Origin of the sequence: Nocardioides rubriscoriae, assembly GCF_008087085.1 — a bacterium.
Classification (GTDB): domain Bacteria; phylum Actinomycetota; class Actinomycetes; order Propionibacteriales; family Nocardioidaceae; genus Nocardioides; species Nocardioides rubriscoriae.
Map to the genome: position 1 here is coordinate 45,801 of NZ_VIYJ01000006.1, position 14,296 is coordinate 60,096.

At 73.0% G+C, this 14,296-nt stretch carries 16 protein-coding genes; 13 read left to right on the plus strand and 3 right to left on the minus strand.

What is annotated here, in order from left to right; translation table 11 throughout:
* Positions 1–41 precede the first annotated feature (41 nt).
* Genes ffh through FZC61_RS12290 form a run of 3 tightly spaced genes read left to right on the plus strand, consistent with a single transcriptional unit; the run spans position 42 to position 3,103 of the window.
* On the plus strand, positions 42–1,613 hold the full coding sequence (gene ffh, locus FZC61_RS12280; RefSeq protein ID WP_148614481.1) for a signal recognition particle protein: 1,572 nt from the start codon (positions 42–44) through the stop codon (positions 1,611–1,613).
* A gap of 1 nt (position 1,614) precedes the next feature.
* Positions 1,615–2,001 (plus strand): NYN domain-containing protein, encoded by a 387-nt coding sequence (locus FZC61_RS12285; protein WP_148614482.1) that lies wholly within the window; start codon positions 1,615–1,617, stop codon positions 1,999–2,001.
* A 19-nt stretch (positions 2,002–2,020) separates the two neighbouring features.
* Positions 2,021–3,103, plus strand: a complete 1,083-nt coding sequence (locus tag FZC61_RS12290) for an amidohydrolase family protein (RefSeq protein WP_148614483.1) — start codon at positions 2,021–2,023, stop codon at positions 3,101–3,103.
* Positions 3,104–3,134: 31 nt separating this feature from the next.
* Here FZC61_RS12290 and FZC61_RS12295 read toward each other — a convergent pair whose 3' ends face one another.
* On the minus strand, positions 3,135–4,292 hold the full coding sequence (locus FZC61_RS12295; protein WP_148614484.1) for an ROK family transcriptional regulator: 1,158 nt from the start codon (positions 4,290–4,292) through the stop codon (positions 3,135–3,137).
* A 144-nt stretch (positions 4,293–4,436) separates the two neighbouring features.
* Between FZC61_RS12295 and FZC61_RS12300 the strand changes: the two genes are divergently transcribed.
* Together FZC61_RS12300 and FZC61_RS12305 are read left to right on the plus strand one after the other, a co-directional pair.
* On the plus strand, positions 4,437–6,488 hold the full coding sequence (locus tag FZC61_RS12300; RefSeq protein ID WP_148614485.1) for a glycoside hydrolase family 3 protein: 2,052 nt from the start codon (positions 4,437–4,439) through the stop codon (positions 6,486–6,488).
* Positions 6,489–6,696: 208 nt separating this feature from the next.
* The gene (locus tag FZC61_RS12305) at positions 6,697–7,299 is read left to right on the plus strand and encodes a hypothetical protein (protein ID WP_148614486.1); all 603 of its coding nucleotides are present in this window, start codon (positions 6,697–6,699) and stop codon (positions 7,297–7,299) included.
* A gap of 23 nt (positions 7,300–7,322) precedes the next feature.
* Here the strand turns inward: FZC61_RS12305 and FZC61_RS12310 are convergent, their stop codons facing one another.
* A complete protein-coding gene (locus FZC61_RS12310; protein WP_148614487.1) occupies positions 7,323–8,234 on the minus strand; it encodes a VanW family protein in 912 nt (303 codons plus the stop codon).
* Between the two features lie 232 nt (positions 8,235–8,466).
* Here FZC61_RS12310 and rpsP point away from each other — a divergent pair, with 232 nt between their 5' ends.
* The 7 genes from rpsP to FZC61_RS12345 all read left to right on the plus strand — a co-directional run bounded on the left by rpsP (position 8,467) and on the right by FZC61_RS12345 (position 13,236).
* On the plus strand, positions 8,467–8,967 hold the full coding sequence (gene rpsP / locus FZC61_RS12315; protein WP_148614488.1) for a 30S ribosomal protein S16: 501 nt from the start codon (positions 8,467–8,469) through the stop codon (positions 8,965–8,967).
* Entirely contained in the window at positions 8,967–9,218 is a 252-nt protein-coding gene (locus FZC61_RS12320; protein ID WP_148614489.1) for an RNA-binding protein, read from the plus strand. Before rpsP ends, FZC61_RS12320 begins: the two co-directional genes overlap by 1 nt.
* Positions 9,219–9,294: 76 nt before the next feature.
* Positions 9,295–9,837, plus strand: a complete 543-nt coding sequence (gene rimM, locus FZC61_RS12325) for a ribosome maturation factor RimM (protein ID WP_148614490.1) — start codon at positions 9,295–9,297, stop codon at positions 9,835–9,837.
* A gap of 19 nt (positions 9,838–9,856) precedes the next feature.
* On the plus strand, positions 9,857–11,044 hold the full coding sequence (gene trmD / locus FZC61_RS12330) for a tRNA (guanosine(37)-N1)-methyltransferase TrmD (protein WP_148614491.1): 1,188 nt from the start codon (positions 9,857–9,859) through the stop codon (positions 11,042–11,044).
* Positions 11,045–11,257: 213 nt separating this feature from the next.
* Entirely contained in the window at positions 11,258–11,608 is a 351-nt protein-coding gene (gene rplS / locus FZC61_RS12335; RefSeq protein WP_148614492.1) for a 50S ribosomal protein L19, read from the plus strand.
* Between the two features lie 35 nt (positions 11,609–11,643).
* Positions 11,644–12,486 (plus strand): signal peptidase I, encoded by an 843-nt coding sequence (gene lepB, locus FZC61_RS12340; RefSeq protein WP_246142662.1) that lies wholly within the window; start codon positions 11,644–11,646, stop codon positions 12,484–12,486.
* 3 nt (positions 12,487–12,489) lie between these two features.
* A complete protein-coding gene (locus FZC61_RS12345) occupies positions 12,490–13,236 on the plus strand; it encodes a ribonuclease HII (protein ID WP_148614493.1) in 747 nt (248 codons plus the stop codon).
* Here FZC61_RS12345 and FZC61_RS12350 read toward each other — a convergent pair.
* A complete protein-coding gene (locus FZC61_RS12350) occupies positions 13,165–13,923 on the minus strand; it encodes a YqjF family protein (RefSeq protein WP_148614494.1) in 759 nt (252 codons plus the stop codon). The genes FZC61_RS12345 and FZC61_RS12350 overlap by 72 nt on opposite strands.
* Before the next feature lie 57 nt (positions 13,924–13,980).
* On the opposite strand from FZC61_RS12350, the gene FZC61_RS12355 reads away from it, so the two are divergent.
* Positions 13,981–14,289 (plus strand): DUF2469 domain-containing protein, encoded by a 309-nt coding sequence (locus tag FZC61_RS12355; RefSeq protein WP_148614495.1) that lies wholly within the window; start codon positions 13,981–13,983, stop codon positions 14,287–14,289.
* Positions 14,290–14,296: the final 7 nt, after the last annotated feature.

A 14,296-nucleotide genomic window follows, 5' to 3' on the forward strand; every position in this document is an offset into this window, starting at 1 on the left:
CCTTCCGAATGACCTGACCCCTGCACCCCGACGGGACCCCTGTGTTCGCCACCCTCTCCGACCGCCTCGCCGACACGTTCAAGAACCTGCGCGGCAAGGGCCGGCTCTCCGAGGCCGACATCGACGCGACGGCCCGCGAGATCCGCATCGCGCTGCTCGAGGCCGACGTCGCGCTGCCGGTCGTCAAGGACTTCGTCGCCGCGGTCAAGGAGCGCGCCCGCGCCGACGAGGTCAGCCAGGCCCTCAACCCGGCCCAGCAGATCATCAAGATCGTCCACGACGAGCTCGTCGAGATCCTCGGCGGCGAGACCCGACGGCTGCGCTTCGCCAAGTCGGGCCCGACCGTCATCATGCTCGCCGGCCTCCAGGGCGCCGGCAAGACGACCCTGGCCGCCAAGCTCGCGCTCTGGCTCAAGGACCAGGGCAAGGCGCCCCTGCTCGTGGCCTGCGACCTGCAGCGCCCCAACGCGGTCAAGCAGCTGCAGGTCAACGGTGAGCGGGTCGGCGTCCCCGTCTTCGCCCCCGAGCCCGGCAACGGCGTCGGCGACCCGGTCGCGGTGGCGCGGGCCGCGATCGAGGAGGCCAGGCGCAAGCTCCACGACATCGTCATCGTCGACACCGCGGGGCGTCTCGGCGTCGACGCCGAGCTCATGCAGCAGGCCTCCGACATCCGCGACGCCGTGCAGCCCGACGAGGTGCTGTTCGTCGTCGACGCCATGATCGGCCAGGACGCCGTCGTCACCGCCCAGGCGTTCCTCGACGGGGTCGGCTACGACGGCGTCGTGCTGACCAAGCTCGACGGCGACGCCCGCGGTGGCGCGGCCCTGTCGATCCGCCAGGTCACCGGTCGGCCCGTGATGTTCGCGTCCTCGGGCGAGAAGTTGACCGACTTCGACGTCTTCTACCCCGACCGGATGGCCTCGCGCATCCTCGACATGGGCGACGTGCTCACCCTGATCGAGCAGGCCGAGAAGGCCTTCGACCAGGAAGAGGCCATGAAGGCCGCCGCCAAGCTGAGCGGCCAGGGCGGGGAGTTCACCCTCGACGACTTCCTGTCGCAGATGCAGCAGGTGCGCAAGCTCGGCTCGATGTCGAAGATCCTCGGGATGCTCCCCGGCATGGGCCAGATGCGCGAGCAGCTGGAGAACTTCGACGAGCGCGAGATCGACCGCATCCAGGGCGTCATCCACTCGATGACCCCGGCCGAGCGGGCCAACCCCAAGATCATCGACGGCTCGCGTCGCGCCCGCATCGCCAAGGGCTCCGGACGCCAGGTCTCCGACGTCAACCAGCTCGTCGACCGCTTCTTCGAGGCCCGCAAGATGATGATGCAGATGGCGCGCGGCGGCGGCATCCCCGGGATGCCGGGCATGCCCGGGATGCCCGGCATGGCCGGCGGCGGCAAGCGGGGCAAGGCCAAGCAGCAGGTCAAGAAGGGCAAAGGTGCCAAGCGTTCCGGCAACCCGGCCCGGGCCGCCCAGGAGGCCGCGGCCGCCAAGCAGAAGGCCGACGCCGCCGCAGCCAACCCGTTCGGCAACCCCGAGGGCATCGACTACGAGACCGCGGCGGCCAACCTCGAGCTGCCGCAGGACTTCTCCAAGTTCCTCAAGTGACGTGGCCAAGCCCCCACCCAGCACCGTCCTGATCGTCGACGGCGCCAACGTCGTCGGCGCGCGCCCCGACGGCTGGTGGAAGGACCGTGCGGGCGCCGCCCAGCGCCTGCACGAGAGCCTGATGGTCGCCGCGATCCCGCACGAGGTGGTGGTGCTGGTGCTCGAGGGGGCGGCCAAGGGCGGCGTACGCCCCGGGCGCGACGCGCACGTCCGCACCGTCCACGCCCAGGGCAACGGCGACGACACGATCGTCGCCGAGACCGAGAAGGCGGCCGCGCAGGGATCGCGGGTCAGCGTCGTGACGGCCGACCGGATCCTGATGGGTCGTGTCGAGCGCCACGGCGCGATGATCATGAGCCCGACCTGGCTGCTCGGCGAGCTCGACTGACGCTCGTTAGGTTGGGCCCATGACCGCCCAGCGCTTCACCGGAGTCGTGCTGCCCGACGAGGAGACGCGCGACCTGTACGTCGTCGACGGCCGCGTCACCTACGAGCCGCAGGCCGGCGCCGAGACTGTCGCCGACGGGTGGCTGCTGCCGGGCCTGGTCGACGCCCACAACCACCTCGGGCTCGAGGACGGCGGGGCGGTCGACGACGCCGAGACCGAGCGGCAGGCCGTGGCCGACCGCGACAGCGGGGTGCTGCTGCTGCGCGACTGCGGCTCGCCGGCCGACACCCGCTGGGTCCAGGACCGTGACGACCTGCCCCGGCTGGTCCGCGCCGGGCGCCACGTGGCCCGTACCCGCCGCTACATCCGCCACTACGCCCACGAGGTCGAGCCCGACGACCTCGCCGCCACGGTCGCCGCCGAGGCCCGCGCCGGCGACGGGTGGGTCAAGCTGGTCGGTGACTGGATCTCCCGCGACGCCGGCGACCTGGCCCCCTCGTTCCCGGCCGACGCCTTCGCCGCCGCGATCGCCGCCGCCCACGCCGAGGGCGCCAGGGTCACCGCCCACTGCTTCGGCAGCGACGTCCTCGACGGGCTGCTCGCCGCCGGCATCGACTGCCTCGAGCACGGCACCGGCCTGCGCGAGCACCACCTCGACGCGATGGTCGCCGGGGGAGTGGCGCTGGTGCCGACGGTGCTGCAGACCGGCAAGTTCCCGGAGTTCGCCGAGGCCGGGCGCGACAAGTTCCCCCGGTACGCCGCCACGATGGACGACCTCCACGCCCGCCGGCGCGCCACCCTGCTGACCGCCCACGAGGCCGGCGTCGCCCTCTACGTCGGCAGCGACGGCGGCGGCACCGGCCGGCACGGCTACCTCGCCGAGGAGATCCTGGCGCTGGCCGACATGGGCGTCCCGGCGGCCGACGTCGTCGCCGCGGCGTCGTGGCGGGGGCGCGGCTGGCTGGGCTTCGCGCCGGTGCTCAGCGAGGGCGCCCCGGCCGACTTCGTGGTGCTCGACGCCGACCCGCGCCTCGACCTCGGCACGCTGACCCGACCCGCGTGCGTCGTGCTGCGCGGTGCGGTGGTCGCCACCCGCGTCTGAGCGGCGGTCCGCGCCGGCTCAGGTCCGGCCCTCAGGTCTGGCTGGCGCGCGTCAGCGCCAGGCTGACCGCCCCGACCACCTCGGCGCGCTCGCCGAGCTCGCCGGGCAGCACCTGCAGCGCCGCGGCCGTGTCGGGCTGGGCGTAGCGGTCGATCGACGCGCGCACGGCGTCGACGAGCGAGGCCGCCCGCCCCAGCGACCCGCCGAGCACCACCAGCTCGGGGTTGAGGCTCGTGGCGAGGTCGGCGAGCGCGCGCCCGACGGCCCGGCCGGCGTCGCTGAGCACGCGGCGTACGCCGGCGTCGCCGGCCGCGTCGAGCTCGAGCACCTGCGCCACGTCGAGCCCCTCGTCGTACGCCGGGCGCAGCAGCTCCACGAGCCGGGGCGCTGCGACCAGCGTCTCGAGGCAGCCGCGGTTGCCGCACCGGCACACGGCACCGTCCTCGCCGACCTGCACGTGGCCGATCTCGCCGGCGTTGCCGCTGCTGCCGCGGTGGAGCCGTCCCCCGAGCACGATGCCTGCGCCCAGGCCGCTGGCGAGCTTGACGTAGACCAGGTCGGCCGCGGGACCGGCCGCGCGGCCCGCGCCGTGACCGAGCTCGGCGAGCGCGCCGAGGTTGGCGTCGTTGTCGGCGACCACCGGCAGTCCCAGCCGTCGGCCCAGCTCGTCGGCCGGGTCGAGGCCACGCCAGCCCGGCATGATCCGGTTGCTGACCCGCGACGAGGTGCGGTCGAGCGGCCCGGGCACGCACATCCCCACCGCGGCGAGCGCGCCGACCCCCGTCGTGGCCTGGGTCTCGCCGACCATCCGGGCCGCGACGTCGAAGGCCTCGGTGCCACGGGTGTCGACGGCCACGGGCGCGACCTGCTCGCCCACGATGCTCCCGGCGCGGTCGGCGACCGCGACCCGCACGTGGCCGTGGCCGATGTCGACGCCGGCGACGTGGCCGACCGGGACGCTGAGCCTGAGCAGCACCGACGGCCGCCCGCCGCCGCCCTTGTGCGGTCGTCCGCGCGCGCTCGTCTCGCTGACGAGGCCGGACTCGATCAGGTCGCCGACCAGGCTCGAGACCGTGGTGCGCGACAGCCCGGTCAGCCGGGCGACGTCGGCGCGGCTCAGGGGTCCGTCGGCCAGGGCCGCGGCCACGGTGCGCCGGTTGGCGGCACGCAGCCGGGAGAGCGACGTCATGCCGGCAGGTTAGTCCCTGAACGGGACGAAATAGGCCGCAGATCAGGATGACCTTTGGTCGTTGACCCGGACGAATTGCTCTTCCTACGTTGACCGGGAGCGGCCACGACGACGTGGTCGTCCTCTCGGGCAAGGAGCATCCGCATGAACCGTCCACCCCTCAACCGTCCACCCCTGACACGGATCCTGGGGGTGGCCGCGACGGCGACCCTCGCGACCACGCTCCTCACCGCGCCGGCCGGCGCGGTGCAGGACGCGACCACCACGACCACCGCCACGACCACGGCGACCGCCGTACCGGCCCGCGGGGACACGCTGCCCTACCAGGACCCGCGGCTGCCCGTCGCCGAGCGCGTCGCCGACCTGCTGGGCCGGATGACGATCCAGGAGAAGGTCGGCCAGATGACGCAGGCCGAGCGGGCCGACGTGGCCGCCGACCCGTCGCTGATCACCACCTGGCACCTGGGCAGCGTCCTGTCCGGCGGTGGCTCGACCCCCGCCCGGAACACGCCGAAGGCCTGGGCCGACATGGTCGACACCTTCCAGCGCGCGGCGACCAGCGACCGGCTCGGCATCCCGCTGCTCTACGGCGTCGACTCCGTCCACGGGCACGGCAACCTGCTGGGCGCGACCGTCTTCCCGCACAACATCGGCCTGGGCGCGACCCGCGACCCGCAGCTGGTCGAGCAGATCGCCGCGATCACCGCCGAGGAGACCCGGGCCTCCGGGCCCAACTGGGCCTTCGCGCCCTGCGTCTGCGTCGCCCGGGACGACCGTTGGGGTCGCACCTACGAGTCGTTCGGCGAGGACCCCCGCCTGGCGGCGACGATGTCGGTCGCCATCGAGGGCCTGCAGGGCAAGCCCGGCCAGCTCGACCGGCCCGACAAGGTGCTGGCCACGGTCAAGCACTTCGCCGGCGACGGCCTCACCTCCTTCGGCACCGGCGAGGGCGACTACACCGTCGACCAGGGCATCGACCGCGTCTCGCGCGCCGACTTCGCCCGACTCGCGCTGACGCCGTACAAGCCGGCCATCACCAGGTACCACGCCGGCTCGGTCATGCCGTCGTTCAGCAGCGTCGACTGGACCGACGACGGCCTCGGCAACCCGGTCAAGATGCACGCCAACCGCGAGCTGGTCACCGGCTGGCTCAAGGACACGCTGGGCTTCGACGGCCTGGTCGTCTCCGACTGGCGCGCCATCCACCAGATCCCCGGCACGTACGCCGAGCAGGTGGCGACGTCGGTCAACGCCGGCGTCGACATGTTCATGGAGCCCTACAGCGGCGACGCCGTGGGCTGGCGGGAGTTCATCACCACGCTGCTCGGCGAGGTCGACGCGGGCCACGTCACCCAGGCCCGCATCGACGACGCCGTCTCGCGCATCCTCACCCAGAAGTTCGAGCTCGGCCTGTTCGAGAAGCCCCTCACCGACCGTCGCCACATCGGGTCCATCGGCAGCCGGGCCCACCGCGCCGTCGCCCGCCGTGCGGTCGCCGAGTCGCAGGTGCTCCTGCGCAACCGCAGGCACACGCTGCCCCTGGCCAGGGCCGGCAAGGGCAAGGGCAAGGGTGCGCAGGTGAGGCCCGTCTACGTCGCCGGCAGCAACGCCGACAACATCGGCAACCAGGCCGGCGGCTGGACGCTGACCTGGCAGGGCGGGTCCAGCAACGTGGTCCCCGGCGACACCATCCTCGACGGTCTGCGCAAGGGCACCAAGCGTCCGGTCCTCTTCTCCGAGACCGCGAGCACGACGGTGCCGCGCCGGGCCGACGGCGTCGTGGTCGTCGGTGAGACGCCGTACTCCGAGGGGTTCGGCGACGTCGGCGGCCCGCAGTGGGCCTACGACCCCGCCGACGCCGGGGTGCCGCGCCCGGCCAAGACGATGCAGCTCAGCGACGCCGACCAGCAGGCCGTGCGCACCGTCTGCGCCCAGGCGGCCACCTGCACCGTGCTCGTGGTCTCCGGCCGGCCGATGATCATCCCGTTCGAGCTGCGCTCGCAGATCGACGCGCTCGTCGCCTCGTGGCTGCCCGGCAGCGAGGGCCGCGGCGTGGCCGACGTCGTGCTCGGCCGCAAGCCCTTCACGGGCACGCTGCCGGTCTCGTGGCCGCGCTCGCTGGCCCAGGAGCCGATCAACGTCGGCGACGCCGACTACGACCCGCTGTTCCCCTACGGCTTCGGCCTGCGCGGCTAGCCGCCTGCCCCACGGCCCCGGCCCACGCGCCCGGCCGCCGTCCCCCTCGCGGGGGCGGCGGCCGGTGCGCGTCCCCGACCGCACGCGGCCTAGCAGATGGCGGCCGGGAGCGCGAGGCACCGACGGGTCCTGACACCGACGGTCGGCCGGTGCTGCAGTGGGTCCCCACGAGGAGCCGCGGCGGCTCCCACCGGTCCTGGGGGTTCCCATGCGTCGAGATCTGTTCTGGGCGGCGGTCGTCGTCGTCGTGATCACCCTGCTCGGGTCCGCGTCGTACGCGGCCGGCACGGTCATCATCACCTCGTCGAAGCAGGTCAAGGACGGCTCGCTGCGCGCCGCCGACCTGTCGGCCGCGGCCCGTGCCTCCCTGCGGGGCAGGACAGGAGCGGCCGGACCGCAGGGCGAGGTGGGTCCGCAAGGACCCGTCGGCCCGAGCGCCGCCTACGCCGCCCAGCGCACCTCGGTCCTGGCCATGCCCGCTTCCGCTCCGGGGTTCGACGTCGTCACGGTGGCGGTGCCCGCCGGTTCCTACGTCGTCTCCGCGCGTCTGCAGGGTCGGACCGGGACCGACCCGGACCCCGGCAACAACTACCGCTTCGACTGCGCGCTGCTCGTGGGCGAGGTGGTGGCCGACGACCCGACCTACCGCGTCGGGGTGGAGCCCAGCGTCGAGCGCTACCGGACCTACCAGGGCATCGGCACGCTCGAGGCGCCCGGGTCGATCACCCTGCAGTGCTCGGCGGGCAACGGCCATGACCTGGAGGCGCTCAGCGCCCAGCTCACGGCGACCCGGGTGGCGAGCCTCGGCTGAGCCGCTCGGGCCCCGAGCCCGCGTCAGCGGCGTACGACGACGGCGGCGTCGGGCACGTAGGTCACCAGCGCGCGGTTGCGCTTGACGAGCTCCTCGGCGAGCGTCGTGCCCGTCCGCTTGTCGATGACGGTGCGCCAGATCTCGTTGTGCCGGTGGACCGCGGCGTCCGGGCCGGGGCCGTCGGCGACGAACTCCTCGTGGCGGGCCTCCACCCGGTACGACGTCGCGGTGGGCCGGTCGGCGCGCAGCTCGCCGCGCAGGTGGCGCTCGCCGACCCAGGTGCGCAGCTGGAAGGTGGTGTCGGTGTCGTTGCGCACGACCAGGTCGACGTAGTTGTAGACGATCGAGCAGCCGACGCCCCACGGGAGCACCCGTCCCTTGTCGGGGAAGGGGTCGAAGGAGTGCTCGCTGCGCTCGACGACGGTCAGCGGCGAGTGCAGCACCATCCAGTGGACCAGGTTGGCCAGCTGGCAGATCCCGCCGCCGACCCCCGAGATCGCGCGGCCGTTGGAGAGCCGCATGCCCTCGACGTAGCCCTTGCGGGCGGTACAGCTGCCGACCACCTTGTTGAAGCTGAAGGTCTCGCCGGGGGCGATGAGCACCCCGTCGGTGCGGGCCGAGGCCAGGCGCAGGTTGACGACCTTGTTGTGCTGCAGGCGCATCTCGTCGGCAGACAGCTCGCGCACCAGCAGCGAGCCGTGCTGCTTGACCCGCAACGGCAGGTCGGTCGTGCCGCGCCCGCGGGCCCAGGTCGTGCCGGAACGCAGCCACTGCAGGTGGCGGCGGGCCTGGTGCACGCGGACCGCCCACGGGAACAGCCACGGGTGGCGTTGCGCGAGCCGCGGGCGGGCCGGCGCGGCGGGCTGGACAGCGGGCTGGGTGCTGGCGACGAGGGGGGTCGACGGTGACCCGCCGCGGTGGTCGAGGATGGTCATGCCCGTACGACGTCGCACCCGGTCGGATTTGTTGCCGGGGTGCCGTCCGCGCGACCGTCGCTGGTGGATTTAGGTGCGGGAGCACGCATCTGGCAGACTCGACCGCTGAGTCCCGCGCGACCGGACCCTCTCTCCGACGCGTCGTGGCCATCGAAGGGTTGTCGACCTGGTGTTCCCCACCCGTGCCGGCGCCCTCACCCACACACGAGAACTCCGAGGAGACACCACAACCGTGGCCGTCAAGATCCGTTTGAAGCGCCTGGGCAAGGTCCGGGTGCCGCAGTACCGCATCGTCGTCGTCGACTCGCGCAAGAAGCGCGACGGCAAGGTCCTCGAGGAGATCGGGATCTACCAGCCCAAGGAGGAGCCGAGCTACATCAAGGTCGTCTCCGACCGGGCGCAGTACTGGCTCGGCGTGGGGGCGCAGCCCACCGAGGCGGTCGAGAAGATCCTCAAGATCACCGGCGACTGGCAGACCCACAAGGGCATCTCCGGCACCGAGGGCACCCTCAAGACCAAGCCGGCCAAGACCTCCAAGCAGGACATCTTCAACGAGGCGCTCAAGGAGGCCGGCGGCTCGGCCACCGGCGAGGCCGTGACGAAGAAGGCCACCGCCAAGAAGGCCGAGAAGAAGGCCGAGCCCCAGGCCGAGGAGGCTCCCGCCGAGGAGACCCCCGCTGCTGAGGCCCCCGCCGAGACTCCCGCCGAGACCGACGCCGAGCCGAGCGCCTGATGCTCGCCGACGCGCTCGAGCACCTCGTCCGGGGTGTCGTCGACAACCCTGACGACGTCTCCGTGCGCGACAAGCAGCTGCGCAACGGGTCGATCCTCGAGGTGCGCGTGCACCCCGACGACCTGGGCAAGGTCATCGGCCGTGGTGGCCGGACCGCCTCGGCGTTCCGGACCGTCATCTCGGCCCTGGCCGGCAAGGGCGGCGCCCGCATCGACTTCGTCGATGTCGACCGCGCCCCCGGCCGCCGCTGAACATCTCCACCCACGCTGACCCGTCGTACACGTACGACGGGTCAGCGTGATTTTCCCAGGGGTCCCAGGAGGACACGTGAGCGACACGATCGAGGTCGTGGTCGGCCGCGTCGGCAAGCCGCACGGCATCCGCGGCGAGCTGACCGTCGACGTACGCAGCGACGAGCCCGAGCGCCGCTTCGCCGAGGGCGCCGTGCTGCGTGCCGCGGCGCCCCGCGGCTCGGCCTTCGCCCACCGCACCCTCACCGTGACGCGGACCCGCTGGCACCAGCAGACGCTGCTGGTGACCTTCGCCGAGCTCGCCGACCGCAACGAGGCCGAGTCGGCGCGCGGCGTCGTGCTCCACGCGACCGTGGGTCTCGACGAGACGCCCGACGACCCCGACGAGTACTACGACCACCAGCTGATCGGTCTGGCCGTGCACGACGTCGACGGCACCCTGCTCGGCGAGGTGACCGGTCTGGTCCACGGGGCCCAGGACCTGCTGGCGATCCGTGCGGTCGACGGGCGTCCGACCCTGGTGCCCTTCGTCGCGGCGCTGGTGCCCGAGGTCGACCTGGCGGGCCGACGCGTGGTCGTCGCCGACCGGCCCGGGCTCGTCTCCCCGCTGCCCGACTGAGCCCGGCCGGGTCCCACCCATGCGCCTCGACTACGTCACGATCTTTCCCGACTGGTTCGCCCCGCTGTCGCTGTCGCTGCCCGGCAAGGCGGTCGACTCCGGCCTGCTCAGCGTGGGCGTGCACGACCTGCGCACCTGGACCCACGACCGGCACCGCACCGTCGACGACACCCCCGCCGGCGGCGGCGCGGGCATGGTCATGAAGCCCGAGCCGTGGGGAGCGGCCCTCGACGAGCTGCTGCCCGACGGCGGCACCCTCGTGGTGCCGACCCCGTCCGGGACCCCCTTCACCCAGTCCCTGGCCCGTGACCTGGCGACCCGCGAGCACCTCGTCTTCGCGTGCGGCCGCTACGAGGGGATCGACCAGCGGGTGCTCGACCACGCCGCGAGCCGGGCCGAGGTGGTCGAGGTCAGCCTCGGCGACTACGTGCTCAACGGGGGAGAGGTGGCGGCGCTGGCCGTCACCGAGGCCGTCGTACGCCTGCTGCCGGGGTTCATGGGCAACGCGGCGTCGCTGGTCGAGGAGTCCCACGAGGACGGCCTGCTCGAGTACCCCGTCTACACCAAGCCGGCCTCGTGGCGAGGTCTCGACGTGCCCGCGGTCCTGCTGTCGGGCGACCACGCCCGGATCGCCGCGTGGCGCCACGACCAGGCGGTGCGTCGTACGGCGCAGCGGCGGCCCGACCTGCTGCCGCCCAGCGCCGCGGCCACCGGGTGGACGATCGTGCCCGCGACCCGCGCCGACGCCGGCGAGCTGCTGACGCTGCAGCGGGCGTGCTGGCTGCAGGAGGCCATCGCGAACGACGACGTCGCCGGCATCCCGGCCCTGCGGGAGTCCCTCGACGACGTCCTGGCCTGGCTGCAGACCTGGACGACCTTCGTCGTGCGGGTGCCGACCGACGGGGGGCGGCTGGTGGGCGCGGTCCGCGGCCGGCTCGTCGTCGACGACGACCGGGGCGGGCGGGCCTGGGACATCGGCCGGATCATGGTGGCCCCCGACCTCCAGGGTCGCGGGCTGGGTCGGGTCCTCCTCGAGCACGTCCAGGCCGTCGCGCCGCCCGAGGCCACGTCGTACGTGCTGTTCACCGGCCACCGCAGCACCGACAACATCCGGATGTACAAGAAGGCGGGCTTCCGGCTGCGGCCCGACCTCGAGGCGCCGCCGCTGGCCGTCGTGATGACCAAACGGCGGATTGGTCGCGCCTGAGGGCGCTGTGGCAGACTCGTCCCTCGGTCCGACCAGCCGAAGGTCCGCCCCGACCATGTCGCTCGACATGCGCCCGAGGGGACTGCGTGGGCTCCTGCCACAGGGGGCGCCTCACGCCACCGGTCACGACGGTCCGACCAGCACCGCCCGCACGATCCCATCTGAACACCATCCGTTCCGCGGCTGACCTGTGGCACTCGCGAGGAGACACACATGACCAACGTCATTGCCGAGCTCGGCAACGCCCACAAGCGCGACGACGTCCCGGCCTTCCGCGCCGGCGACACCATCAAGGTCCACGTCAAGGTCGTCGAGGGCAACCGGGCCCGCGTCCAGATCTTCCAGGGCGTCGTGATCCGCATCCACGGCAGCGGCATCGGTCGCACCTTCACCGTCCGCAAGGTCTCCTTCGGCATCGGTGTCGAGCGCACCTTCCCGCTCAACAGCCCGATCTTCGAGCAGATCGAGGTCGTCAGCCGCGGCGACGTGCGTCGCGCCAAGCTCTACTACCTGCGCAACCTGCGCGGCAAGGCCGCCAAGATCAAGGAGCGCCGCGAGGCGTGACCGGGGTTCCCCGACACCACTCCTAGGCTCTGCGCGTGACCACCGACGACGACCGCCTGACCCCCGACGGGGGCGAAGGACCCGTGTCCACGGCCTCCCAGGACGAGTCCGGCACGACCGACCAGCACGACGCGACCGACGGGGCCGGCGACACCGCCGCGCCCCGTCGGCGCCTGCCGGTCTGGCAGGAGTCGCTGGTGCTGGTGGCGGCCGCGGTCGTGGTGGCGGTCGTCATCAAGGCCCTGTTCGTCCAGGCCTTCTACATCCCGTCGTCCTCGATGGAGCCCGGCCTGGTCGAGAACGACCGGATCCTGGTGCAGAAGGTGTCCTACTGGTTCGGCGGCTCGCCCTCGCGTGGCGACGTCGTCGTCTTCGAGGACCCGGGCGGCTGGCTGGGCAACACCAGCGACGACGGCCAGGGGCCCGTCGAGGACCTGCTCTCCACCATCGGTCTCTACCCCGAGGGCGGCCACCTCGTGAAGCGGGTGATCGGCGTCGAGGGCGACGTCATCACCTGCTGCGACGACCAGGGCCGGATCATGGTCAACGGCAAGCCCCTCGACGAGGGCGACTACATCGCCCCGCGGGGCGAGGACGTCGAGTGCAACGGCCCGATGATCCCGTGCGACCCCGGGTGGTCGGCGGGCCCGGTGCCGGCCGGCAAGGTCTTCGTGATGGGTGACAACCGCGCCGACTCGGCCGACTCCACGGTGCACCTGTGCCTGCCCGACGAGGTCGACTGCAACCGCGACCCGTTCGTCGACGTCGACCTCGTCGTCGGCAAGGTCTTCGCCGTGGCCTGGCCGCTGAGCCACCTCGGCTTCGTCGGCCGCCCCGACGCGGTCGAGGACGTCCCCGACGCAGCCGACGCCGGCTGAGCGATGAGCACCCTCCCGCGCGGGCTGACCGTACGCCGGGACGCCGGCCTCTACGGCTACGAGCGCGCGCTGCACCGCCACGGCGCCCAGCTGGTCGCCGGGGTCGACGAGGCCGGCCGCGGCGCCTGTGCCGGGCCCCTGGTGGCCGGTGCGGCCATCCTGCCGCCCGGCAGGGCCGGGATCGTGCCGGGCCTGGCCGACTCCAAGCTGCTCACCGAGAAGGCCCGCGAGCGCTGCTACGCCCAGGTCGTACGCCGGGCCCTGGCCTGGTCGGTCGTCGTGGTGCCCCACGACGAGTGCGACCGGCTCGGCATGCACGTCGCCAACATCGAGGCGCTGCGGCGCGCGGTCGCGCAGCTCGAGGTGCGCCCCGACTACGTGCTCTCCGACGGGTTCCCCGTCGACGGCCTCGGCGTCCCCGGCCTGGCGGTGTGGAAGGGCGACCGGGTCGCGGCCTGCGTGGCCGCCGCGTCGGTGCTCGCCAAGGTCACCCGTGACCGGATCATGGTCGAGCTCGACCGCGAGCACCCGGCGTACGACTTCAAGACGCACAAGGGCTACATCACCGACGTCCACACCGCGGCGCTCGAGGCCCACGGGCCCTCACCGGTGCACCGCATGCGCTTCGTCAACGTCCGCCGTGCCGCCGGTCTGGAGCCGCCGGCGCCCCTGGGCGGGTCAGCAGACGACCCGGGGCACGCCGAAGACGGTGTGGACGCCGGTGGAGAACAGCACCGACTCGGGCGGTGACCCGACGACCCCCGGCAGGCCCGCGGCCGCGACCAGCTCGTCGTCGAGCGACAGCAGCCGGGCCCGGCGCAGCGGCCACGGCGAGTGGGTGTTGGGCACCCATAGCGTGCGGCCCCAGGCGCGGGTGTGCGCCCCGAAACGCGCACTGAGGAAGACCTCGAGGTCGCTGGGCTGCTCGACCGGGGCCCCGATCTCGACCGACACCTCGCTGCTCGGGTGCGGCCGCGTACGCCGACGGGTGCGGTAGGTGACCACGATGCCGGTCGGGTCGCCGGGCAGCACCCGTGGCTCCCGGCTCATCGAGGCCAGCTTGTAGGGCACGCGCAGCGAGAGGTTGGCCGCCAGCACGATGGGGACCTGCGCGGCCTCCAGCGAGCGGAACACCACACCGCGGCGTCCCTCGTCGTCGACGGAGTACAGCCGCACGTTGGTCTCGAGGAAGGTGCCCCACCGCGGCACGGCCGGTCCGCTGCTGCCGAAGCCGGCCTCGGACAGGGTGAACGGGATCAGCCCGACCCAGGTGCTGCCGTCGTGGACGTCGGGACGCACGCCACGGGGGAGTAGCGGGGCCACGCGGTCGGGATCGACCCGCCAGTGCACGTAGGTGAGGTCGCGCCACCACTGGTGCACCGTGCCCCGGCTCGTCAGCGGTGGTCCCTGCGGGTCCAGCGAGCGGGTGGGGGCCATGCCACTAGGCTCGCAGAAAGCGTGGCTCCGCCGAACACCCCGAGGAGGGCAGGTCGCATGAGTGCTGAGGACCTCGAGAAGTACGAGACCGAGCAGGAGCTCACCCTCTACCGCGAGTACCGCGACGTCGTCGGCATCTTCAAGTACGTCGTGGAGACCGACCGGCGCTTCTACCTGTGCAACCAGGTCGACGTGAAGGCGCGCACCGAGGCCGACGACGTGTTCTTCGAGGTCTCGATGTCGGACGCGTGGGTGTGGGACATGTACCGCCCGGCCCGCTTCGCCAAGAACGTCAAGGTGCTGACCTTCAAGGACGTCAACGTCGAGGAGCTCGTGCAGCCCGAGGTCGACCCGCCCAAGCCCTGACCCCCGC